The sequence below is a fragment of the Blastococcus brunescens genome (assembly GCF_035320885.1).
GTDB lineage: Bacteria > Actinomycetota > Actinomycetes > Mycobacteriales > Geodermatophilaceae > Blastococcus_B > Blastococcus_B brunescens.
In genome coordinates this window covers 2407904-2429321 of sequence record NZ_CP141261.1, presented here as the reverse complement: position 1 = coordinate 2429321, position 21418 = coordinate 2407904, and the positions used below count along the sequence as shown (strand labels likewise).

The window sequence follows — 21418 nt, the reverse complement described above, 5'->3', positions numbered from 1 at the left end:
AGAGTGGGCGCGCATGGACCGCACCTTCACCACCCGGCCCGAGCTGGTCGGCTCCTTCGGCATGGTCGCCTCGACGCACTGGCTGGCGTCCGCGGTCGGGATGGCGGTGCTGGAGAAGGGTGGCAACGCCTTCGACGCGGCCGTCGCCACGGGGTTCGTCCTCGAGGTCGTCGAGCCACACCTGAACGGACCGGCCGGAGACGCGCCGATCCTCGGCTGGGACGCCGCAGCGGACCGCGCGTTCACCGTGTGCGGCCAGGGCCCGGCACCTGCGGGCGCGAGCATCGCGGCTTTCCGTGACCTCGACCTGCACCTCGTTCCCGGGACCGGTCTCCTGGCCGCATGCGTCCCGGGTGCCGTCGGTGCGTGGCTGCGGCTGCTGGCCGACCACGGGACGCTCCGCTCCGCGAGGTGCTCGGCTACGCCATCGGGTACGCCCACGGCGGCTACCCGGTCGTGCACCAGATCAGCGAGACGGTGGCCGGGGTGGAGTCGCTGTTCCGGGAGCACTGGCCCACCTCCGCGGCGACCTGGCTGGTCGACGGCACGGCCCCGCGACCGGGCACGGTGCTGCGGAGCCCCGTGCTGGGCGCGACGTTCGAGCGGATCCTCGCCGTGGCCGAGCGTGCGTCCGGTGACCGGCTCGAGCAGATCGAGGCCGCGCACCAGGCCTTCTACGCCGGCTTCGTCGCCGAGGCGATCGTCGAGTTCTGCGCCGGCCAGGAGGTCTACGACTCCAGCGGACGACGGCACCGGGGCTGCTCTCCGCGGAGGACCTGGCGACGTGGCGACCGCCGGTCGAGGAACCGACCTCGGTGGACTACTGCGGGTACACGGTGCTCAAGGCCGGCCCCTGGTCGCAGGGGCCGGTCTTCCTGCAGCAACTGGCCATCCTGCGCGGCGTCGACCTGGCCTCCGCGGGCCCGCTGTCGGCGGACTTCGTCCACCTGGTCACGGAGTCGGCGAAGCTGGCCTATGCCGACAGGGAGGCCTTCTACGGAGACCCGTTGTTCGCCGACGTGCCGATGGACGCGCTGCTCTCCCCGTCCTACAACGACGAGCGTCGGAGGCTGATCGGTGAGCGCGCCGACGTCGGCCCGCTCCGGCCCGGGGTCCCGGGTGGACAGGCACCGCGGCTGGCCGACCTGCCGCGGGCCGGAGCCGCGCCGCGGGCTGCCGGGGCGGGTGAGCCGACGATCGACCCGTCGCCGGCGGTGGACGGTGACACCTGTCACCTCGACGTCGTCGACAGGTGGGGCAACATGGTGTCCGCCACGCCGAGCGGTGGCTGGCTGCAGAGTTCACCGGTGATCCCCTCGCTGGGGTTCGCGCTCGGCACCCGTGCGCAGATGTTCTTCCTCGACGAGGGGCTGCCGAACTCCCTCGCGCCCGGGAAGCGGCCGCGCACGACCCTCACGCCGTCCTCGCCCTGCGGGACGGGCGTCCCTACCTCGCCTTCGGCACGCCCGGCGGCGACGGGCAGGACCAGTGGTCCCTGCAGTTCTTCCTCCGGCACGTCCACCACGGGATGAACCTGCAGGAGGCGGTCGACGCGCCGGCCTTCCAGACCATGCACTTCCCCTCGTCGTTCTACCCACGGGAGGCGTCCCCGGCCGGCTCCTGATCGAGGACCGGCTCCCGGCCGGGGTGCTGCCCGACCTGCTCGCCCGCGGACACCTGGCCGAGACGGTCGGCGCCTGGTCCCTCGGTCGGCTCAGCGCGACGAGCCAGGACGGGCAGGGGTGTTCCGGGCGGCGGCCAACCCCGGGGCATGCAGGGTTACGCGGCCGGTCGCTGATCGACCTCGGAGGAGCGGAACACCGGCTCGGCGTTGCGGGCCGGCCTCGGGATGCCGTCGGCCTCGGTGACCGCGGCGGCCATGACGTGTGCGCCGTCCTGGCGGGTGCCGGTGCGCGGGCGGGTCAGGCCCGGACGAAGTCCAGCGGCACCGAGCGCGTGCCCCACTCGGCCCACATGGCCATCTCGGGCGAGCCGGCGAGCGTGAAGCTCGCGCTGCGGGCGAGCGCCTCCTCCAGCGTGATCGTCATCATCATGCGGGCCAGCGGCGCGCCGGGGCAGCTGTGCGTGCCGCGGCCGAACGAGATGTGCTGGGCGATGTTGGGGCGATCCAGGACGAACTCGTCGCCCTGCGGGAAGACCCGTTCGTCCCGGTTGGCCGACGTGTAGACGAGCGCGATGGGATCGTCCTTGCGGATCAGCTGCCCGCTCACCACGACGTCCTCGCGAGCCGTCCGTGCCATGCCGCGGTACGGCGAGTAGAGGCGCAGGAACTCCTCGACCGCAGCCGGGACGAGCGTCGGCTCCGCCCGCAGCCGCTGCTGCAGGTCGGCGTCCCGGCTGAGATGGACGAACATGTTCCCGGTGAACACGCTGGGCGCGACCATGCCCGTGACGATCAGCTGCCGGACGCAGCCGAGCACCATGTCGGCGGGCAGCGGGCCGCCCTGGTACTCGGCCGCGAGGAGCGCGGCCGTCAGGTCCTCGTCCGGGTCGTAGGCGTTGGTCCGGCGGTCCTCGATGATCGATCCCGCGATCTCGTAGAGCCGCCTGCTGAGCTTCTTGACCACCTCGTGGTCGAGCACCTGGATGGCGTCGACGTACGTGCCGCTCACCTTCTTGATCTCCTCGGCGGTGTCCACCGACAGGTTGAAGAAGCGGGCGAAGACGTGCGCCGGGAACTTGTGGGCGTACTCCTTGCAGACGTCGGCCCAGCCCCGGTCGATGAGCGGGTCGAGGAGCTCGATGGAGGCGGCCCGGACCTTCGGCTCCAGGGCGCGCATCTTCGGTGGCGTGAAGAAGGCGTTGATCACCCGCCGGTAGGCCATGTGGTCCGGCGGGTCCAGATGCAGGGGCGGCCGGACGCCGGTGAACGCGAACTTCGGGATCGCGTTCTGCTTCGACGTCGTGAAGTTCTCGATGTCGGTGATCACCCGGAGCACCTCGTCGTACCCGAGCGCTGCCCAGAAGCCGCCGTACTCCTGGCTGCGGGCGATCGGGCACTGCGCCCGCAGGTCCCGGAACTCCTCGTGCGCGCTCGTGAACGTCTCGTCCGGGCGCACCGGGTCGAAGTCGTGGGCCGCTCGCCGGGTGTCGTCCGCAGTCATGGAGGCAGGCTAGACCGGTTGAGGACAATTTCGCCAGACCGTTGACGGGCGTCCACAGTTCGGCAAACATATGCCGCAGCCGAACACGTGATGGCCATCACCAAACCGAGACGGCGGCTGATCGGAACACGCGTGATCATCCAGCTCGCACGGCGCGCACAGAGAGACAGGTCGACGCGATGACGCCCGACACGCCCACCGCTTCCTCGACGCCGGTCGTGGAGGTGAGCAACCTGGTGAAGCGTTTCCGTCGCGAGAGCGGGGCCGTGGTGAATGCGATCGACGACGTGTCGTTCGAGGTCGCGGCGGGGGACTTCGTCGTCCTGCTGGGCCCCAGCGGCTGCGGGAAGACGACGTTGCTCCGGGCCATCGCCGGCCTCGAGACACCCGACCAGGGCGCCATCCGCATCGGCGGGCGGGCGGTGTTCTCGGCGGCCGACCGGGTGGAGGTGCCGCCGGAGCGCCGGGACATCAGCATGATCTTCCAGTCCTACGCGCTGTGGCCGCACATGACGGCGTTCAAGAACGTCGCCTATCCCCTGCAGAGCCGGCGGGGCCGCAAGGTCGCCAAGGACGAGATCGCCCGGCGGGTGCGGCAGGCGCTGGAGCTGGTCGGGGTCGGGGAGCTGGAGACCCAGTACCCGGGCCAGATGAGCGGTGGCCAGCAGCAGCGGATCGCGCTGGCCCGCGCCCTGGTCAACAACGACGAGCTCGTGCTCTTCGACGAGCCGCTCTCCAACGTCGACGCGAAGGTCCGCGAGCAGCTGCGCTTCGAGCTCGTCTCCATGCAGCGCAAGCTCGGCTTCTCGGCGCTGTTCGTCACGCACGACCAGACGGAGGCCATGGAGCTGGCGCACCGGATCGCCGTGCTCGACAGCGGGCGCATCGCCCAGTTCGGCACCCCCAGGAGATCTACCACCGGCCGGCCACCCGCTACGTCGCGAAGTTCATCGGCGCGATCAACGAGGTCCTCGGCACGGTCTCCGCGATCGAGGGAGACGGCGTGGTCGTCGACACCCCGTACGGGCGGTTCGTGGGGACGGGCGTGGGCCGGCGGTTCGCCGTCGGTGACCGGGTGGCCGCGATGTGGCGTCCCGAGCGAGGAGTCCTCGGTCGCGAGGAGCCCGGCACGGTGAACCGGTGGCCCGGTCGGGTCAAGGCGCCGCTGTTCGTGGGCTCGCACACCGAGTACCTGGTGAGCGTCGGCGCGTCGGAGAGCGACGTCCGGCTGTGGAGTCCGAGGTCGGACGTCGTCCCCGCCGGCTCGGAGGCCTGGGTGTCCGTGGCCGCCGACGACGTGCTCGTCCTGCCGGCCGACGATCCGACCCCGCCGGCAGCCGTCGCCTCGTCCACCTCCGATGCCCCCGCGATGGTGCCGGCGTCGTGAGCGCCGCCGACGTCTTCCTGGGACGGGTTTCCGACCGGGCCCGGCGCGCCCGCCGGCTGCCCGGCGCCTTCGACGCGACCACCCTGGCCATCGCCGCCGTGCTCATCGGCATCGTCGTCGTCCCGCTGGCGCGCGTCCTCGTCCGGCTCTTCTGGGTCGACGGATCGCTCACCCTCGAGCCCATCCGACGCACCCTGGCCATCCCGGACCTCGGCAAGCTGCTGCTCGACACGTTCGTGCTCGTCATGGCCAGCGCGCTGCTCGCGTTCGTGATCGGCGTGGCGCTCGCCTGGCTCAACGAGCGGACCAACGCCCGCATGGGCCTGCTCACCGACGCCCTGCCGCTGCTGCCCTTCCTGCTGCCACCGGTTGCCGGCGCGGTGGGCTGGACCATGCTGCTGTCACCCCGCGCCGGACTGCTCAACAGCTGGATCCGCGACTTCTTCGCCTTGTTCGGCGTGGACATGCGCGAGGGCCCCTGGACATCAACTCCTGGTACGGGCTGATCATGGTGATGGCGTTCTACGCCGTGCCCTTCGTCTTCATGAACGCCTCGGCGGGGCTGCGCAACCTCGACCCGGCCCTGGAGGAGGCCTCGCGTCTGTCGGGCGCGAGCACGTTCCGCACGCTGCGCAAGGTGACCCTGCCGGCGGTCGCCCCCAGCCTCGGCGCCGGCTTCCTGCTGGCCGTCTGGTTCGGCGTCGGGATGTTCTCGATCCCCGCCATCATCGGTACGCCGGCGAACATCGACGTCATCTCCGTCCGGATCGTCGAGCTGCTGACCTTCACCTTCCCGCCGCAGACCGACCTCGCGATCGGTCTCTCGGGCTTCGTGGTCCTCTTCGTCGGTCTGGCCTACTGGCTCCAGCTGCGGATCCTGCGGCGCGGCCGGTACGCCACGGTGGCCGGCAAGGGCGCCCGCGCGAAGACGATCGACCTGGGCACCTGGAAGTGGCCGGCCAGGCTGCTCGTGCTCGGCTACGTCCTCGTCTCGACGATCCTGCCGATCGTCGCGCTGGTCCTGGTCTCGCTCAACGGCTTCTGGACGCCGAACATCGCCTGGGACAACCTCAGCTTCGCCGCGGTCACCGAGGCGGTGTTCCAGGACGCGACCACGCTCAAGGCACTGCGGAACAGCCTGCTCCTGGGGCTGGTCGGCGGACTCATCGGCATCCTCGGCGCGGCGATGATCGCCCTCTACGTCGCCCGCAAGCGCACGGCGCTGGCGAAGGGCATCGATGTCGCGGTCAAGCTGCCGGCCGCCATCTCCAACATGGTGATCGCCGTCGGCATCCTGCTGCTCCTCGCCGGGGCGCCGTTCCACCTGACCGGCACGTTGCTCATCCTGCTCATCGGCTACCTGGCGCTGTACCTGCCGCAGGCGTCGATCGCCGCCGACGCGGCGGTGAGCGGCGTCGGCAAGGAGCTGCCCGAGGCCTCGGCGATCTCCGGGGCGCGACCGTCGCGCACGTTCCGCAAGGTGTACGTGCCGCTGATGATCCCGGGTCTGGTCGCCGGGTGGGCGCTGCTGTTCATCCGCATCGTCGGCGACCTCACCGCGTCGGCCATCCTCGCCGGGACCGCGAACCCGGTGGTCGGGTTCCGCATCCTGGAGGTGTTCACCAGCGGGTCCTTCGCGCTCCTCGCTTCGCTGTCGACGGTGCTGGTCCTCATCACGGCCACCGTCCTGGTCGTCGTCCTCGCCTACACCCGCCGCGCGTCCAAGCTGGGCGTCAGCACCCGGGTCGGAGGCGTGTGATGGCGACCCCGGTCCTGGCCGACGAGGCCGGGTTCCTCGCTCCCGATCCCGGTCTGCGTCCGGAGAGCCTGCTGTTGACGTTCTTCGGTGTGCACGTGCTTGGACGGCCGGTGATGGTCGCCTCCACCGGTGTCCTCGACGTCATGGCGCGCGTCGGGGTGTCGCCGCACGCCACCCGCTCGGCGCTGACCCGGATGGTGAAGAAGGGACTGCTGGTCAACCACCGCCGGGGCCGGCCGGTCTACTTCGGCCTGACCCCGCGGTCGGAAGAGGTCCTCGCCGACGGCGGCGTCCGCATCTGGCGCAGCGGCGCGGTCAACCGGCACTGGGACGGCCGGTGGACCCTGTTGAGCTTCTCGCTGCCGGAATCGTGGCAGCGGCAGCGCCAAGAGTTGCGCTCCCGGTTGCTCTGGGCGGGCTTCGGTCCGCTCCAGGGCGGCTTGTGGGTGGCGCCGGCGGCGGTCGACGTCGCGCGCCTGCTCGACGGGCTCGAGGCCGCCCAGCACGTCCGGGCGTTCCTCGCCTCCCCGGCCGGCGGCACGGACGTCGCGGCGATGGCGGCGGACGCGTGGGACTTGCCGCAGCTGGCCGGGCACTACGAGACCTTCATCGAGCGGTGGGACGGCGGGGTCGCCGACCGCGCCTACGCCGATCCTCTCGGCCGTCAGCTGGCGCTGCAGGCCGAGTGGCTGCGCGCGATCCGGGCCGATCCCCGGCTGCCGGTCGGACTGCTCCCCGCGCCGTGGCCGGCGGAGCGGGCGCAGGAGCTGTTCCACCGGCTGCACGCCGAGGTCGAGGTGCAGGCGCGGGCGACGGCCGCGCAGCTGCTGGACACCATCCCGGTGCCGGTCCGATGAGCGACTTCGACCCGCTGGCGTCCGACGCGCCGGACGACGCCCACGCTATGTACGCCGAGCTGCGCGCCCAGTGCCCCGTCGCGCACAGCGACGCCTACGGCGGCTTCTGGGCGCTGACCCGCTACGACGACGTGGCGGCGGCCGCGTCGGACTCGCGCACCTTCATCTCCTCGGTGCGCGCCGTCGTGCCCAGCGACCCCGCGGCCTGCGCCGTCCGCCGCTGAACTTCGACGCCCCGGCGCACACGCCCTACCGCAAGGCGCTCGACCGCACCCTGCAGCGGTCCCGGATCGCGAAGCTGGAGCCGCGGTTGCGCGCGCACGCGGCGCGTGAACTGGCCCCCATGATCGCGAGGGGACCGGTGACGTGGCGCAGGAGTACGGCGCGCGGTTCCCGGCCTGGGTCACCACCGAGTGGCTCAACCTGCCCGAGGAGATCGCGCCGCAGCTGGCCGACACCGCGACCGCGTGGGTCCGCGCCTGGCGTCGGATGGACGGCCCGGTGGTCAACGAGATGAGCGAGCGCATGTACGGCATCGCCCGCGACCTCGTGCGTTCCCGCCGCGAGGCGCCGCTGCCCGTCGAGGACGACCCGGCCAGCTCGCTGCTGGCCGAGCGCGTCGACGGCCGGCCGCTGGACGAGGAGCACCTGGTGGGGGCGCTGCGCCAGAGCCTGGTCGTGGGCATGGTCGCGCCGCCGATCCTGCTCGGGTCGATCTGCGTGCACCTTTCGCGCGACCGGGAACTGCAGCACCGGCTGCGCACCCAGCCCCACCTCCTGCCGGCGGCGGTCGAGGAGTTCCTCCGCCTCTACACCCCCTACCGCGGCTTCGCCCGGACGGCGGCGCACGAGGTCGAGCTGCACGGCCGGACGGTCCGTCCGGCCGAGCCGGTGACCCTGGTGTATGCCTCGGCCAACCGGGACGCCGACCAGTTCCCGGACCCGGACGACTTCGTGCTCGACCGGCCCAACATCGCCTCCCACCTCGCGTTCGGCCGCGGTCGCCACCGCTGCGCGGGCATGCCGCTGGCCCGCCTGGCCGTGCTCGTCGCCCTGGAGGAGCTGCTGGCCGGAACGGGCGGTTTCGAGCTGGACGGTCCGCTGGAGGGGGCCCGGATGCCCGAGATCGGTTACGTGTCGGTGCCGCTGCGGCTCACGGCAGGAGCGGCGTGAGCGCCGGGCGTCCCCTGTCGGGGATGGTCGTGGTCGACCTGACCAACGCCCTGGCCGGTCCGTACGCGACGTTGCTGCTCGCGGGTCTCGGCGCGCGGGTGGTCAAGGTCGAGAACCCGCACCGCGGCGGCGACCCGGCGAGGAACAACTCGCCCTACATCACCGACGAGGGCCTGGCGGTCCGCCGCAGCGCACCGCAGGACATGTCGGTCTCGATGCTCGTCCGCGGCCGCGGCAAGGAGAGCGTCACCCTCGACCTGCGCGATCCCCGGGGCCGGGAGGTGCTCGCCGACCTCGTGCGGCAGGCCGACATCCTGGTCGAGAACTACAGCGCCGGCGTCACCGCGCGCCTCGGCATCGACCCCGGCTGGGCGCACGGCATCAAACCCCGGCTGGTCTACACGTCGATCAGCGGCTTCGGTGCCGACGGCGGGCCCGGGACCGGCAAGGCCATGGACACGATCGTCCAGGCGCTCTCCGGCGTCATGATGACGTCCGGCGCGCCCGGGGACCCGCCGGTCCGGCTCGGCCTGCCGATCGCCGACCTGCTGGCGCCGCTGTACGGGGTGATCGGCACGGTGTCGGCGGTGGTCCAGGCCCAGCGCACCGGCGTGGGGCAGCACGTCGACGTCTCCATGCTCGGCGCGCTCACCTCGCTGGTCGCCTGCGAGCCGTTCGACGCGTTCGAGCAGATCGGCCTGCCGCTGCGCACGGGCGCGACGGTGCCCCGGCTCGCGCCGTTCGGCACCTTCCAGGCGAAGGACGGCTGGTTCGCGCTCTGCGCGCCGGTCGACCCCTTCGCGCACGGCCTGCTGCGGGCCATCGGGCGGCCGGACCTGGTGGAGGACGAACGGTTCGCCGGACGGGACGGCCGGGTGGCGCACGCCGACGAGCTGCACGGCCTCATCTCCGACTGGGCGGCCGGCCGACCGGTCGCCGACGTCGTCGCCGTCCTCGACGCCCACGGCGCTCCTGCCGCCGAGGTGCGGGATCCCAGCGCCGCGGTCCGCGATCCGCTCGTCCTCGCCCGTGGCGAGGTCGTCCGGCTCGACGACCCGGGCGATGGCGGCGCGGAGCTCTACGGCACCGGTGTCCCGATCGTCTTCGGCGGCCGGCCCAGCGGCTTCGCCGGGCCGGCGCCGCAGCTGGGTGAGCACTCCCGGTCGGTGCTCCGGGAGCTGTGCGGCTACGACGAGGAACGCATCGACGCCCTGGTCGCCGCGGGGTGGTCTGAGGTGCGCGCGTCCGACCGCCTCGCCGAGCTCTACGCCGGCCGTCCCGAGCACCTGCGCGCCCTGGCGGCGGAAGGCCGGCCGGTGGTCGGGGTCGTCGGCGCCGACGTCCCCGCCGAGCTCGTCGAGGCCTCCGGGGCTGTCCCGTACCGGCTGCACGGCTCGCCCGACCTGGTGTCCGACGAGGCGCGGGCGATCCTCGGCGCGGCGCTCGACCCGGTCGCGCACTCGGTGCTCACCCGGCTGCTGGACGGCTCGCTGGCGTTTCTGACCGGCCTGGTCGTCTCCCGCGACGCGCAGTCCTCGCTGCAGCTGTTCTACGCGCTGCGCGAGCTGCGGCGCATCGAGCCGGCCCGCCCCTTCCGCCGGTCGTCCTGCTGGACCTGCTGCACCTGCCGACGCCGCACACGGCGCGCTACGACGAGGTGCGGCTCGGGCAGCTCGCCGATCAGCTGGCGGGCTGGACCGGGACGCCGGCGACGCCCCAGCGGCTGGCCGAGGCCGTCGGCGCGGTGGGGCGGGTGCGCGCCCTCCTGCGCGAGGTGAGCGACCTGCGCACCCGAGGACGGCTGACCGGCGTCGCAGCGCTGCACTCGATGGGGGTGGCCACGGCGCTCCCGGCCGCCGACGCCGTCCCGCTGCTCGAGCGGGTGGTCGCCGAGGCGGCGGAGCCCCGGACCGCGCGCCGGGTCTTCCTCACCGGCAGCGGCCAGGACACCGACGATCTCTACCGCGCGCTCGAGAGGGACCTCGGCTGCCTGGTGGTGGGGAGGACCACGAGTGGGGCGTCCTCGCGCTGCCCGCCGAGCCGGCCGCCCCGGACCTGGCGTCCCTGGCGCTCGCCTACCGGGACCGCGGACCGGCCGCCCCGACCGCGTCGATCGCCCGACGGGCCGCGGCGACCGCGGAGCGGGTGCGGGGCAGCCGCGCCGATCTGCTGCTGGCCGTGGTCCGGGAGCACGACGAGGCGCCCGCGTGGGACTTCCCGGCCCAGGAGGCGGCGGCCGGCGTCCCGGCCGTGCAGCTCGCCCGGCAGCCGTACCGCACGGACGCCGACGAGCTGCGGGGCGCTCTCCGGCTGCCCGCAGGGAGCCCCGCGTGAGCCGGCTGGCCGCGGCCACCGCCGCGACGGCCTACCAGAAGGAGTGGTTCGCCGGCATCCGCGCCCGCGTCGCGGCCGGGGAACCGCTCGCCCTGGTCAACGCCGACGCCCCGCAGGAGCTGCTGCGGGCGATGGACATCCCGTACGTGGTCAACCAGTGGTGGGCGTCGGTGGTCGCCGCCAAACAGCGCGCCGACGAGTCGCTCCAGGTGCTGCGCGACCGCGGCTATCCCGACTACAGCCGCCAGTACGACGCGGTCTCCCTCGGCTCGCACTTCCTCGCCGATGCCCCGTGGGGCGGGCTGCCGCAGCCGACGGTCGTCATCGCGGAGAACAGCGGCGACGCGGCACGCAAGGTCTTCGACCTCTGGGACGAACTGCCGGGGACCGACTTCTACCCGCTGGAGCGTTCCTCCGCCGTCCAGGCGCCGCCGCGGTGGTGGGAGCTGGTGCCGCACCGCTGGGAGGAGGCGTTCGGCCCCGAGCGGATCGACCTGCTGGCCGGCGAGATCACCGACCTGGCGGCCTGGCTCACCGAGCGCACCGGCCGCGTCCTCGACGTCGACCGGCTGCGGACGGTGATGGACCTGGTCAACGAGCAGGCAGAGTGGAACCGCCGCACCCGGAACCTGCTCGCCGGGACCCGCCCGACACCGGTGCGGGTCGGCGACACCATCCCGGCGGTCATGATCCCGCAGTGGCACCGCGGCACCGAGTGGGGCCGCGACGCCGCACGCCGCCTCCACGACGAGGTCGCCGGCCTCGCCCGGACAGGGGCCGCGGTGGTGCCCGGCGAGCGGCTGCGGCTGATGTGGCTCGGCCGCGGGCTCTGGTACGACCTCGGCCTCTACCGCCGGTTCGAGGAGCGCTACGGCGCCGTCTTCGTGTGGTCGATGTACCTGGCGATCGCCGCCGACGGCTACCTCCGCTACGGCCCCGACCCGGTGCGGGCGCTGGCCGGCCGCTTCGCCGGGATCACCGACCAGCTCTACACCCCGCCGTGGAGCACCGACTGGTACGTCAAGGAGGCGCAGGCACACGGCGTCGACGGCGTGGTGCACCTGGTGGCCGACGACGTCCCCGGCAGCTGGTTCACCACCAGGGCGCTCGAGGACGCCGGAATCCCGGTCCTGGAGATCCACGCCAGCAACGCCGACCCGCGCACCGGGGGCCCGACCTCATCGACGCGGCGGTCAGCGAGTTCATCGAGGGTCGGCTCGGCGAACGGCCCGACCCCGGAGGGAGGCCGCCACTGCAGGCCGACGTGCGCACCAGCTGACGACCCGCACCGTCATTCCTCGCCAGACCCGCACCGACGCGGGAGAAGAAAGGACACGCCAATGCGCACCAGGAACACGAGCACGGGCGCTCTGGGTGCGGGCTCTGCCGCACTCATGGCCCTCACCATGGCCCTCACCGCATGTGGGGAGGGGACGACAACGGTGGCGGCGACGAGGTGGCAGCTCCCACGCTGGACAGCTCCGCCGAGCTCGACGAACTCGTGTCCGCGGCCCAGGAGGAGGGCTGCCTCACCGTCTACGGAACCGTCGACGAGTCGATCCTGCAGGCGGTCACGGGCGCGTTCACCGAGCAGTACGACGTCCCGGCGTCGTTCGTCCGGCTGGTCTCGGCGGACCTGAGCCAGCGCTTCGCCACGGAGGCGCAGGCGGGCGCGACCGTCGCCGATGTCGTCCTGCTGACCGCCTCCCCTTCTACGGCGAGGCGCTGGACAACGGCTGGCTCCAGCCCGTGGACGAGGCGGAACTGCCGGCGTTCCCGGGGAGTTCCCGGAGGACTACACGGCCGACGACGGTGCCACCCCGGTGGTGAGCCTCGTGCCGACCACCATGGTCTACAACACCGACCTGGTCTCGGAGCCGCCGACCTCGTGGGAGGCGTACGCGGACCCGGCGAACAGGGGCGAGCTGCTCCTCGCCGAGCCGTCGTCCTCGCCGGCCAACGTCGCGTTCTGGGCCCTGATGCGCGAGGAGTACGGCGACGAGTTCCTCGAGGCCGTCGCCGCCAACGAGCCGCGCTGGTACAACTCCGCCGTCCCGGCCACCCAGGGCGTCGCGGCAGGAGAGGGATCGCTCGGGTTCCCCGGCGTCGCCGCGATCGTGGCCGGCCTGCAGGAGGCGAACGCCCCCGTCGACGCCGCGGCCCCGACGCCCACCACGGGCCCGGAGATCGGCCTGGGCCTCGCCGCCGAGAGCCCCTGCCCGAATGCCGGAAAGCTCTTCGCCAACTACCTCCTGTCGGAGGACGGCAACGTGTATTTCAACGAGGTGTCCGACGCGATCTCGCCCTACGGCGAGGACGCGCAGGACTTCTCCCGGCCGACCCCGGTGCCCGACGCCGAGGCGGCGGAGATCAGCGCCCTGCTCGGCGCGCCCTGATCGAGGGTGGCTGCGCCGGTCGCCGTACTGGCGCAGCCACCGCCGTCCCGGGACGGCAGTACCGGATCGACCGATGATCTGCCGCCGGCACCTGCCGGAGGCGCCTCCCGCCGGTGATCCGGCGGTTTCCACCGACCCTTGCGGGTCCGATCGAGGGATGTTCGCATGCTCCGACGACGAAGCCTGCTCGCCACCGTCACGCTCGTGGCGGCCGGAGGGATCGGGCTCGCGCCGACCGCCGCCGCCGAGGAGGTCACCTGCCAGAACCAGCCGGACGGGACAGCCGTCTGCACGGGGGCGACGACGGCCGCGGACGGCGCGCAGGCGCCGTTCCGCTACGAGGTGCCCGCCGACTGGAACGGCACCCTGCTCGTCTGGAGCCGGGGAGGGCCGGTGCCGACGCCGCCCATGCCCGGTCCCGAGAACCTGCGCTCGACGCTGCTCGACCAGGGGTACGCCCTCCTGGCCTCCACCTACTCCCGATTCGGCTGGGCCGTGGAAGAAGGGCCGGCCGACCAGATGGCCGCGCTCGACGTCTTCGAGGCCGGCGTCGGCCGCCCGGAGCGCACCATCGCCTGGGGCGGGTCGCTCGGCGGGGTCATCACCGGCGCGATCGTCGAGCGATTCCCGGACCGCATCGACGGGGCCATCCCGCTCTGCCACGGGCTGGGCGGCACGGTGGCGCAGTGGAATCAGCTGCTCGACGCGACGTTCGTGGTGGACGAGCTCATCGCCACGGAGGACGACCTCGACCTGGTGGACCTGCCGCCGTTCCCAGGTGCCGCCCCGCCCGACGCCACCACCGCCTCCGCGCTGCTCCAGCAGGCGCAGTCGACCCCGGAGGGGCGGGCGCGGATCGCGCTGGCCACGGCCATGAACAACTCACCGCTGTGGGTGGATCCGGCCGATCCGCGGCCGGAGCGCAGGGACCTGGCTGCCCAGCAGGTGCAGATGCACGACGCCCTGCAGAACGCCGTGCGGCTCGGCATGGGGGTGCCGCGCCAGGAGCTGGAGTACCGCGCCGGTGGCAACTTCTCGTGGAACGTCGATGTCGACTACCGCGAGCAGCTGCAACGGTCCGGTCACCGGCAGCTCGTGCAGCGGCTGTACCGCGAGGCCGGGCTCGACCTGCATGCCGATCTCGACCGGCTCGCCGCCGCGCCGCGGATCTCGGCCGACCCCGGCGCCGTCGACTACGCCAAGGCGCACATCGCACCGAGCGGCGACCTGGCGGTGCCCGTGCTGACCATGAACACCACGGGTGACGCCTCCGCCCTGGCCTCGCACAGTCGCACGTACGAGGACGTGGTCCGCCGGGCCGGGAGTGCGCCGATGCTGCGCACCACGTACGTGGACGCACCCGGGCACTGCACGTTCACCGCGGCAGAGTACCTGTCGGCGTTGCGCACCATGGAGCATCGGCTGGACACCGGGCACTGGGGAAGTGCGGCCACGCCACGCGCGATGAACCGGGTCGCCGAGGCCAGCGGGGTGCCGGGCCCGGCCCGCTTCGTCCGGTACACCCCCGAGCGGCTGCTGCGTCCTTGCACCGCGGGGAGGAGTGCCCCGGGCAGCCCTGACCGCTCACTCCTGCGGGGGCGCCGCCGTCGGCGCCGCCCCGCAGGCGCGCGGGATGGGTGAGGATGGATCGGATGGAACCGGTGCAGGACGTGCAGCCGCAGGACGACGAGGTCGTCCTGCGGCCGGAGAGCCTGCTGCTGACCTTCTACGGGGCGCACGTCCTGGGTCGCCCGGTCATGGTGGCCACTCCCAGCCTCATCGACGTGATGGAGCGGGTGGGCGTCTCCCCGCACGCCACGCGCTCGGCGATCGCGCGGATGGTCACCCGCGGCCGGCTGGTCGCCCGGCGACGCGGCAGGCAGGTGTACTACGGCCTCACGGCGGCGTCGATCGAGGTGCTCAACGACGGGTACGTCCGGATCTGGCGCACCGGCGCGGTCAACCGGCACTGGGACGGCCGGTGGACGTTGCTGAGCTTCAAGCTGCCGGAGTCCTGGCAGCGTCAGCGGCATGAGCTGCGGACCCGGCTGCTCTGGGCCGGCTTCGGTCCGCTCCAGGGCGGGCTGTGGATCGCGCCGTCGGTGCCCGACCTGGACCGGATCCTCTCGGGGCTGGAGGCGGCCGAGCACGTCCGGGCGTTCGTGGCCCAGCCGCACGCTGCGGTCGACGTCGCCGGGATGCTCGGCGACGTCTGGGACATCCCCGGCCTGGCCCGCCGGTACGAGCGGTTCCTCGAGCGGTGGGACGGCGGGGTCGCCGACCGCACGCACACCGAACCGCTCGGCCGCCTGCTGGCGCTGCAGGAGGAGTGGCGGCTGGCCATGCGCCAGGAGCCGCACCTCCCGGTGGAGCTGCTTCCGCAACCGTGGCCGGCGGAGCGCGCCCAGGAGCTCTTCCACCGCCTGCACGCCGAGATGGAGGTGCAGGCCCGCGCCGAGGTCGCCCGGGTCCTCGACACCATCCCGGTGACCGAGGGCGAGCAGGACGCGGCGGACGTCGACGGGGCCTGACCGATCCTCCGGTCGGGCCCCGTCGCGATGCTCCCGCGGCTGTCGTCAGGCCGTGGCACCTGCCTGACTGCGCGCCGCGGTCCGCTCCTCGCTCGTTCCTCGCTGCGATGCTCCCGCGGCTGTCGTCAGGCCGTGGCACCTGCCTGACTGCGCGCCGCGGTCCGCTCCTCGCTCGTTCCTCGCTGCGATGCTCCCGCGGCTGTCGTCAGGCCGTGGCACCTGCCTGACTGCGCGCCGCGGTCCGCTCCTCGCTCGTTCCTCGCTGCGATGCTCCCGCGGCTGTCGTCAGGCCGTGGCACCTGCCTGACTGCGCGCCGCGGTCCGCTCCTCGCTCGTTCCTCGCTCGTTCCTCGCTGCGATGCTCCCGCGGCTGTCGTCAGGCGTAGAAGCGGAAGACCGGCTCGGCGATGCACACCGGCTTGGCGACGCCCTCGGCCTCGATCACGGCGGCGACGGTCACCTGCAGGCCGCCGGCCACCTCCTCGACGTCCTTGAGCGTGGCGGTGAGACGCAGCTTCGAGCCGACCGGCACGGGTGAGGGAAGCGGACCTTGTTGAGGCCGTAGTTCACGCCCATGGAGGCGTCGCTGACGACGAGCACCTCCGACCACATCGGGATGAGCAGCGACAGGGTCAGGTAGCCGTGCCCGATCGGGCCGCCGAACGGGCTCTCCTTGATCGCGCGCTCGACGTCGACGTGGATCCACTGGTGGTCGCCGGTCGCGTCGGCGAAGAGGTTCACGCGGTCCTGGGTGACCTCGACCCACTCGCTGGTGCCGAGCTCCGTGCCCTTCAGCGCGGGCAGCTCGGCCATGGTCGTGGTGGTGCTCATGCGGAGGTCTCCTTCGTGGGCAGGTAGCGGTCGCGCAGGTCGGGCTTGCGGACCTTCCCGGTGGCGGTCTTCGGCAGCTCGTCGGCGAGCTGCACGTGCTTGGGCACCTTGAAGGCGGCGAGGCGGGCGCGCAGCTGCGTCTGCACGTCCGCCGGGTCGAGGACGACGCCGGGTGCAGGGACGACGACGGCGAGACCGACCTCGCCCCACTTCTCGTCGGGGACGCCGATGACCGCGACCTCGTCCACCCCGGGCAGCTCGAGCAGCGCGGACTCGACCTCGGCCGGGTAGATGTTCTCCCCGCCGGAGATGATCATGTCCTTGTAGCGGTCGCGGATGTAGAGGAAGCCCTCGTCGTCGAGCGATCCCGCGTCGCCGGTGTGGTACCAGCCGTCGACCAAGACCTCGGCGGTGCGCTCGGGGTCGTCCCAGTAGCCGGCCATGACGTTCGGCCCCTGCACGATCACCTCACCGACCTCGTCGACGCCGACGTCGGTGCCATCCGGGCGGACCACCCGGAGGTCGGTGAAGAACAGCGGCTTGCCGGCGGAGCCGATCTTGCGCTCGGCGTCCTCGGAGGCCAGCGCGGTGCAGCCCGGCGAGGCCTCGGTCATGCCGTAGCCCTGCTGCATGGTCACGCCGCGGTCCTGCCAGGTGCGCAGCGTCGGCAGCGGGAGCGGCGCCCCGGCGGCGCCGATCGAGCGCAGCGCCGAGAGGTCCCGGGTCGAGAACTCCGGCTGCCGGGCCATCGCGTCGAGCATGGTCGGCACGGCGAAGAACGAGTTGACCCGCTGCTCCTCGATGACCGCGAGCGTTCCGGCCGGGTCGAACCCCGGACGACGACGGCGCAGCCGCCCTGCAGCAGGGACGGGTTGACCGTGCCGTTCAGCCCTCCGATGTGGAACATCGGCGCGAGGGCGAGGGTCCGCTCGGTCGGTCCGAAGCCGAAGCCCAGTGACTGGTTCACCGCGTTCCACGTCATGTTGCCGTGGGTGAGCACCGCGCCCTTGGGCCGCCCGGTCGTGCCGGAGGTGTACATGATCAGGCAGGGGTCGTCCAGCGCCACCTGCTCGTCCCGGGGCACCGGGTCGGCGGCCGCCAGCAGGTCCTCGTAGGGAAGCGAGTCCGCCCCGCCCTCCAGCGGCGGCTCGGCCGCGACCCAGGCCCGCACGTCCGGCAGCCGACCGCGCAGCTCGTCCGCCATGCCGCCGTGCTCGCGGCCGTGCACGACGACGATCGCCCCGGAGTGGCTCAGCACGTACTCGGCCTCGGGTGCCGCGAGCCGCCCGTTCACCGGCACCCAGATCGCGCCCAGCTGTCCGCAGGCGTAGAGCGTCTCGAGCGCCGACGGGTGGTTGAAGCTGATCCAGGCCACCCGGTCGCCGCGGCCGACGCCCAGGCCGGCCAGGGCCGCCGCGGTCCGCCGGACGCGCTGGGCGAACTCGCCGTGCGACGTCGTCGTCCCCTCGAACCAGATCGCGTCCCGGCCGGGCGAGATGCGCAACCGGCGCTCCGGCCAGGAGCCCAGCCCCGCGTTACGCACGGCCCAGACCGAGCGCGCGCACGGCGTTGTCCTTCATGATCAGCGGACGGACCTCGTCCTTGATCTCCAGCTTCGCGAAGTCCGACACCCAGCGTTCCGGGAGAGCAGTGGGTAGTCGGACCCGAACAGCACCTTGGTCCTGAGCATCGTGTTGGCGGCGCGCACGAGCTGGGGCGGGAAGTACTTGGGCGACCAGCCAGAGAGGTCGATGTAGACGTTGGCCTTGTGCTGGGCGACGGCGATCGCGGCGTCCTGCCAGGGCACGGAGGGGTGCGCCATGATCACGGTCAGCCCGGGGAAGTCGGCGGCGACGTCGTCGAGCAGCATGGGGTCGGAGTAGCGCAGCTTGATCCCGCGCCCTCCGGGCAGGCCGGAGCCGATGCCGGTCTGGCCGGTGTGGAACAGCGCCGGGACGCCGAGTTCCTCCAGCTCCGCCCACAGGGCGTAGTGCCGCCGGTCGTTGGGCTCGAACGCCTGGATGGACGGGTGGAACTTGAATCCACGCACGCCGTGTTCCTCGACCAGCCGCCGGGCCGCCCGGACACCGGCGGCGCCCCGGGCCGGGTCGATGGACCCGAAGGGGATCAGCACGTCGGCGTGCTCGGCGGCGGCCGCGGCGATCTCCTCGTTGGAGAGGGTGGGGTGCCCGGTGGCCAGCTCCGAGTCGACGGTGAAGACGACGGCGGCCATCTGCTGGGCCCGGTAGTGCGCGGCGATCTCCGGCACGGTCGGGTGGTTCGGCTCGCCCTTGAAGTACTTGGCCGCGGCGCCGAGCAGCTCGTCGTCCATCGAGAGGTGGCCGTGCAGGTCCTGCTCGACGTGCACGTGCACGTCGATGGCCACCAGGTTCTCGAGGTCCAGACTCATCTCGGCGGCTCCGGGAACTGCTGGCCGACGGTCTGGTGGGCAGGCGCGAACGTCTCCGCCCAGATGCCGGCGATGGCGTCGGCCGACCAGCCGGTGCCGTCGGCGAGCGCGACGGCGACCTCGGCGGGGTGCGACCACAGGGCCAGCCGGTCGCCGCCGATGCCGATCGCCTGGCCGGTGATCGAGCTCGCCGCGTCGGAGGCGAGGAAGGCGACGAGACCGGCGGCGTCCTGCGGTGTGCCGAAGGACAGCTCCTGGCGGGCGTAGGGCGGCAGGGGTTCGCCGGCGTTCAGCGCGTCGACGTAGGGCTTGAGGAAGGGCACCGTCTCGGTCATGGCGGTCGCGGCCACCGGGACGATCGCGTTGACGGTGATCTCGGCGCGAGCCAGCTCCATCGCCCAGGTGCGGACCATGCCGACGATGCCGGCCTTGGCTGCCGCGTAGTTGGTCTGCCCGAAGTTCCCGACCTGCCCGGTGGGGAGCCGACGCAGATGATCCGGCCGCCCTCGCCCTGCTCGCGCAGCCTGACGGCGGCGGCACGGGTGCAGGTGAACGTGCCGCGCAGGTGCGTGGTGATCACCGCGTCGAACTGCTCGTCGGTCATCTTCCACAACGTGGAGTCCCGCAGGATGCCGGCGTTGTTCACCAGGATGTCGAGGCGGCCGAAGTCGGTGACCGCGCGGTCGACGAGCGACTGGGCGGCCTCGCTGCTCCCCACCGGGACCACCTCGGCGACGGCCGTGCCGCCGGCGTCGGTGATGGAGCGGACGGCCTCCTCGGCGACGGAGGCGTCGACGTCGTTGACCACCACCGCCGCACCCGCTCGGGCCAGCTCCGCGGCATAGGCGAGACCGAGGCCCCTGCCGCTGCCGGTGACGATCGCTACCTTGCCGGACAGATCCACGGAACTCCCTCGTTCGGAGCGGACGGTCGGGACATCGTCGACGCTAGGCCGATATCGTGGAGATTGTCAACGATGGAGGACTGATGGAACCGACCGTGAACGCGCACGCACTGAACGACGACGTCGGATTTCTGCTGTCCCGGGCCAGCGGGCTGTTCGTGCGCGCCACCAACGCTGCGCTCGTGTCGTACGGCCTGCGCGTGCGGTCGTACTCGGTCCTGCTGCTGGCGTGCGAGGCGACGGAGGGCGTGTCCCAGCGGGACCTCGCCGAGGTGCTGGGCCTGGACCCCAGCCAGGTCGTGCTGCTGGTCGACGAACTGGCCGAGTCCGGCCTGGTCGAGCGCCGACCGTCGGACCAGGACCGGCGGACCAAGCTCGTCGCGGCCACCGAAGCGGGGCACACCTTGCGCGTGCGGGTCCTCCCGGAGGTCGACGCCGCGGTGGCCGCCCAGCTCGGCGACCTGACGAGCACCGAGCAGTTCCTCCTGCGCGACCTGCTCGGCCGGCTGGTGCGGCGCACCGGCTCGACCCCACCGGCCTGAGTGGGCACGATCGGGTCGCGATGTGCGCCGGGGACTAGCGGCGCGCCCGTGTGACGTGCATCATGCCTATTATCAATCGTTGACAGTCTCACTGAATTCGGAGACGACATGAATCGCCGCTTCATCCCCGCCCTCGCCGCATCGATGCTCGCCCTCGCCGCCTGCGGAGGTGGCGACGACGGTGACTCTCCCGATGCCGCCGCCACAGGTGACAGCGGGGAACTGCGCGAGGTGACGGTCGGAATGCTGCCGATCATGCCCACCGCCGCCCTGTACGCGGGCATCGAGGAGGGCTTCTTCGAGGACCGCGGCATCGAGGTGACCGTCGAGACCGGCCAGGGCGGCGCCGCGCTCCTGCCGGCCGTGATGGCGGGTCAGATCGACTTCGCGACCAGCAACCCGGTCTCCCTGCTGCAGGCGCGCGGCGAGGGGCTCGACGTCCGGGTGATCGCGCACTGGACCTCCGCCCTGTCCGAGGGCGAGGGTGACATCAACGGGGTCGTGGCCGCCGCCGGCTCCGGGATCGAGTCCGCCGCCGACCTCGAGGGCAAGCGCGTGGCGGTCAACACGCTCAACGGGATGGGTGGTCTCACGATCTCCGAGTCGGTCCGCCAGGACGGCGGCGACCCGGAGTCGATCCAGTTCGTCGAGCTGCCCTTCCCGGACATGCCGGCCGCGCTCGAGGGTGGCAACGTCGACGCCGTGTGGGTGCCCGAGCCGTTCCTCAGCGGCCTGCAGGCAGCCGGGAACGTCGTGGCCTCCTACTCCAGCAAGGAGTCGGTCACCGGACACCCGACGCAGCTCTTCTTCACCTCCGGCCAGCTGGTGGAGTCCGACCCCCAGCTCGTCGAGGACTTCACGGCCGCGGTGGAGGAGACCCTCGAGTTCGCCGACGCGAACCCCGACGCGGTGAAGGCGCAGATCCCCGAGGTGCTGCCCCAGCTCCCGCCGGAGGTCGCCGAGAGCGTGCGCCTCGAGGAGTTCGGCACCGACCTGCGGCGCGACCAGATCGAGCAGCTCGGGGAGCTGATGGTCGAGGAGGGTCTGCTGGAGGAGGACGCTGACGTGGACGGGTTGCTCCCGGAGGAGTGACCTCCGCCGAACCGTCGCCGAGGGCCCGTTCGCAGTCGCGGACGGGCCCTCGGCCTGCCCGGGGCGCGCCCGCCGGG

General features: G+C 72.7%; 18 protein-coding genes and 6 pseudogenes. 18 read left to right on the top strand and 6 right to left on the bottom strand.

The window, feature by feature from the left end; genetic code table 11:
- Positions 1-13: 13 nt before the first annotated feature.
- Positions 14-657 (top strand): annotated as a pseudogene (locus U6N30_RS33975) (gamma-glutamyltransferase); the annotation flags it as partial.
- A gap of 53 nt (positions 658-710) precedes the next feature.
- A pseudogene (locus U6N30_RS16165) lies at positions 711-1522 on the top strand (gamma-glutamyltransferase); the annotation flags it as partial.
- 400 nt (positions 1523-1922) lie between these two features.
- Here the strand turns inward: U6N30_RS16165 and U6N30_RS16155 are convergent.
- On the bottom strand, positions 1923-3125 hold the full coding sequence (locus U6N30_RS16155) for a cytochrome P450 (RefSeq protein WP_324278086.1): 1203 nt from the start codon (positions 3123-3125) through the stop codon (positions 1923-1925).
- A gap of 179 nt (positions 3126-3304) precedes the next feature.
- On the opposite strand from U6N30_RS16155, the gene U6N30_RS16150 reads away from it, so the two are divergent.
- The 14 genes and pseudogenes from U6N30_RS16150 to U6N30_RS16090 all read left to right on the top strand — a co-directional run bounded on the left by U6N30_RS16150 (position 3305) and on the right by U6N30_RS16090 (position 15562).
- Positions 3305-4261, top strand: a complete 957-nt coding sequence (locus U6N30_RS16150) for an ABC transporter ATP-binding protein (RefSeq protein ID WP_324278085.1) — start codon at positions 3305-3307, stop codon at positions 4259-4261.
- Positions 4258-4512 carry a TOBE domain-containing protein gene (locus U6N30_RS16145; protein ID WP_324278084.1) on the top strand — a complete coding sequence of 85 codons (255 nt, stop codon included), beginning with the start codon at positions 4258-4260 and terminating at the stop codon, positions 4510-4512. Before U6N30_RS16150 ends, U6N30_RS16145 begins: the two co-directional genes overlap by 4 nt.
- A complete protein-coding gene (locus U6N30_RS16140; protein ID WP_324278083.1) occupies positions 4509-5018 on the top strand; it encodes an ABC transporter permease family protein in 510 nt (169 codons plus the stop codon). The genes U6N30_RS16145 and U6N30_RS16140 overlap by 4 nt, the downstream gene beginning before the upstream one ends.
- 2 nt (positions 5019-5020) lie before the next feature.
- The gene (locus U6N30_RS16135) at positions 5021-6271 is read left to right on the top strand and encodes an ABC transporter permease (RefSeq protein WP_324278082.1); all 1251 of its coding nucleotides are present in this window, start codon (positions 5021-5023) and stop codon (positions 6269-6271) included.
- Positions 6271-7128 carry a PaaX family transcriptional regulator gene (locus tag U6N30_RS16130; protein ID WP_324278081.1) on the top strand — a complete coding sequence of 286 codons (858 nt, stop codon included), beginning with the start codon at positions 6271-6273 and terminating at the stop codon, positions 7126-7128. The genes U6N30_RS16135 and U6N30_RS16130 overlap by 1 nt, the downstream gene beginning before the upstream one ends.
- Entirely contained in the window at positions 7125-7352 is a 228-nt protein-coding gene (locus U6N30_RS16125; RefSeq protein WP_324278080.1) for a hypothetical protein, read from the top strand. Before U6N30_RS16130 ends, U6N30_RS16125 begins: the two co-directional genes overlap by 4 nt.
- 142 nt (positions 7353-7494) lie before the next feature.
- Positions 7495-8301, top strand: coding sequence for a cytochrome P450 (locus U6N30_RS16120; RefSeq protein WP_324278079.1), 807 nt, complete (start codon positions 7495-7497; stop codon positions 8299-8301).
- 23 nt (positions 8302-8324) lie between these two features.
- Entirely contained in the window at positions 8325-10079 is a 1755-nt protein-coding gene (locus U6N30_RS16115) for a CoA transferase (RefSeq protein ID WP_422678119.1), read from the top strand.
- Positions 9977-10252: pseudogene (locus tag U6N30_RS33970) on the top strand (2-hydroxyacyl-CoA dehydratase family protein); the annotation flags it as partial. The gene U6N30_RS16115 and the pseudogene U6N30_RS33970, both read left to right, overlap by 103 nt.
- 194 nt (positions 10253-10446) lie before the next feature.
- Positions 10447-10635, top strand: a complete 189-nt coding sequence (locus tag U6N30_RS16110; protein ID WP_324278077.1) for a hypothetical protein — start codon at positions 10447-10449, stop codon at positions 10633-10635.
- The gene (locus tag U6N30_RS16105) at positions 10632-12275 is read left to right on the top strand and encodes a 2-hydroxyacyl-CoA dehydratase family protein (protein WP_324278076.1); all 1644 of its coding nucleotides are present in this window, start codon (positions 10632-10634) and stop codon (positions 12273-12275) included. Before U6N30_RS16110 ends, U6N30_RS16105 begins: the two co-directional genes overlap by 4 nt.
- A gap of 96 nt (positions 12276-12371) precedes the next feature.
- Complete coding sequence (locus tag U6N30_RS16100) at positions 12372-13031, top strand: ABC transporter substrate-binding protein (RefSeq protein WP_324278334.1); 660 nt, start codon at positions 12372-12374, stop codon at positions 13029-13031.
- A gap of 165 nt (positions 13032-13196) precedes the next feature.
- A complete protein-coding gene (locus tag U6N30_RS16095) occupies positions 13197-14672 on the top strand; it encodes an alpha/beta hydrolase family protein (protein WP_324278075.1) in 1476 nt (491 codons plus the stop codon).
- Positions 14673-14683: 11 nt separating this feature from the next.
- Positions 14684-15562 (top strand): PaaX family transcriptional regulator, encoded by an 879-nt coding sequence (locus U6N30_RS16090; RefSeq protein WP_324278074.1) that lies wholly within the window; start codon positions 14684-14686, stop codon positions 15560-15562.
- 456 nt (positions 15563-16018) lie between these two features.
- Here U6N30_RS16090 and U6N30_RS16085 read toward each other — a convergent pair whose 3' ends face one another.
- The 5 genes and pseudogenes from U6N30_RS16085 to U6N30_RS16065 all read right to left on the bottom strand — a co-directional run bounded on the left by U6N30_RS16085 (position 16019) and on the right by U6N30_RS16065 (position 19707).
- The gene (locus U6N30_RS16085; RefSeq protein ID WP_324278073.1) at positions 16019-16393 is read right to left on the bottom strand and encodes a MaoC family dehydratase; all 375 of its coding nucleotides are present in this window, start codon (positions 16391-16393) and stop codon (positions 16019-16021) included.
- Positions 16390-16710, bottom strand: coding sequence for an AMP-binding enzyme (locus tag U6N30_RS16080; RefSeq protein WP_324278333.1), 321 nt, complete (start codon positions 16708-16710; stop codon positions 16390-16392). Before U6N30_RS16080 ends, U6N30_RS16085 begins: the two co-directional genes overlap by 4 nt.
- Positions 16711-16881: 171 nt before the next feature.
- A pseudogene (locus U6N30_RS16075) lies at positions 16882-17936 on the bottom strand (AMP-binding protein); the annotation flags it as partial.
- A pseudogene (locus tag U6N30_RS16070) lies at positions 17929-18797 on the bottom strand (amidohydrolase family protein). The pseudogenes U6N30_RS16075 and U6N30_RS16070, both read right to left, overlap by 8 nt.
- A 2-nt stretch (positions 18798-18799) precedes the next feature.
- Positions 18800-19707: pseudogene (locus U6N30_RS16065) on the bottom strand (SDR family oxidoreductase).
- A gap of 83 nt (positions 19708-19790) precedes the next feature.
- Between U6N30_RS16065 and U6N30_RS16060 the strand changes: the two are divergent.
- Positions 19791-20249 carry a MarR family winged helix-turn-helix transcriptional regulator gene (locus tag U6N30_RS16060; protein WP_324278072.1) on the top strand — a complete coding sequence of 153 codons (459 nt, stop codon included), beginning with the start codon at positions 19791-19793 and terminating at the stop codon, positions 20247-20249.
- Positions 20250-20357: 108 nt separating this feature from the next.
- The gene (locus tag U6N30_RS16055) at positions 20358-21341 is read left to right on the top strand and encodes an ABC transporter substrate-binding protein (RefSeq protein ID WP_324278071.1); all 984 of its coding nucleotides are present in this window, start codon (positions 20358-20360) and stop codon (positions 21339-21341) included.
- Positions 21342-21418: the final 77 nt, after the last annotated feature.

Excerpts from the sequence above, each read along its gene's own strand:
- U6N30_RS16155 (WP_324278086.1), bottom strand. The coding sequence starts at position 3,125 with ATGACTGCGGACGACACCCGGCGAGCGGCCCACGACTTCGACCCGGTG.
- U6N30_RS16150 (WP_324278085.1), top strand. The coding sequence starts at position 3,305 with ATGACGCCCGACACGCCCACCGCTTCCTCGACGCCGGTCGTGGAGGTG.
- U6N30_RS16135 (WP_324278082.1), top strand. The coding sequence starts at position 5,021 with ATGGTGATGGCGTTCTACGCCGTGCCCTTCGTCTTCATGAACGCCTCG.
- U6N30_RS16130 (WP_324278081.1), top strand. The coding sequence starts at position 6,271 with ATGGCGACCCCGGTCCTGGCCGACGAGGCCGGGTTCCTCGCTCCCGAT.
- U6N30_RS16125 (WP_324278080.1), top strand. The coding sequence starts at position 7,125 with ATGAGCGACTTCGACCCGCTGGCGTCCGACGCGCCGGACGACGCCCAC.
- U6N30_RS16115 (WP_422678119.1), top strand. The coding sequence starts at position 8,325 with ATGGTCGTGGTCGACCTGACCAACGCCCTGGCCGGTCCGTACGCGACG.
- U6N30_RS16095 (WP_324278075.1), top strand. The coding sequence starts at position 13,197 with ATGCTCCGACGACGAAGCCTGCTCGCCACCGTCACGCTCGTGGCGGCC.
- U6N30_RS16090 (WP_324278074.1), top strand. The coding sequence starts at position 14,684 with ATGGAACCGGTGCAGGACGTGCAGCCGCAGGACGACGAGGTCGTCCTG.
- U6N30_RS16085 (WP_324278073.1), bottom strand. The coding sequence starts at position 16,393 with ATGAGCACCACCACGACCATGGCCGAGCTGCCCGCGCTGAAGGGCACG.
- U6N30_RS16080 (WP_324278333.1), bottom strand. The coding sequence starts at position 16,710 with ATGATCATCTCCGGCGGGGAGAACATCTACCCGGCCGAGGTCGAGTCC.
- U6N30_RS16060 (WP_324278072.1), top strand. The coding sequence starts at position 19,791 with ATGGAACCGACCGTGAACGCGCACGCACTGAACGACGACGTCGGATTT.
- U6N30_RS16055 (WP_324278071.1), top strand. The coding sequence starts at position 20,358 with ATGAATCGCCGCTTCATCCCCGCCCTCGCCGCATCGATGCTCGCCCTC.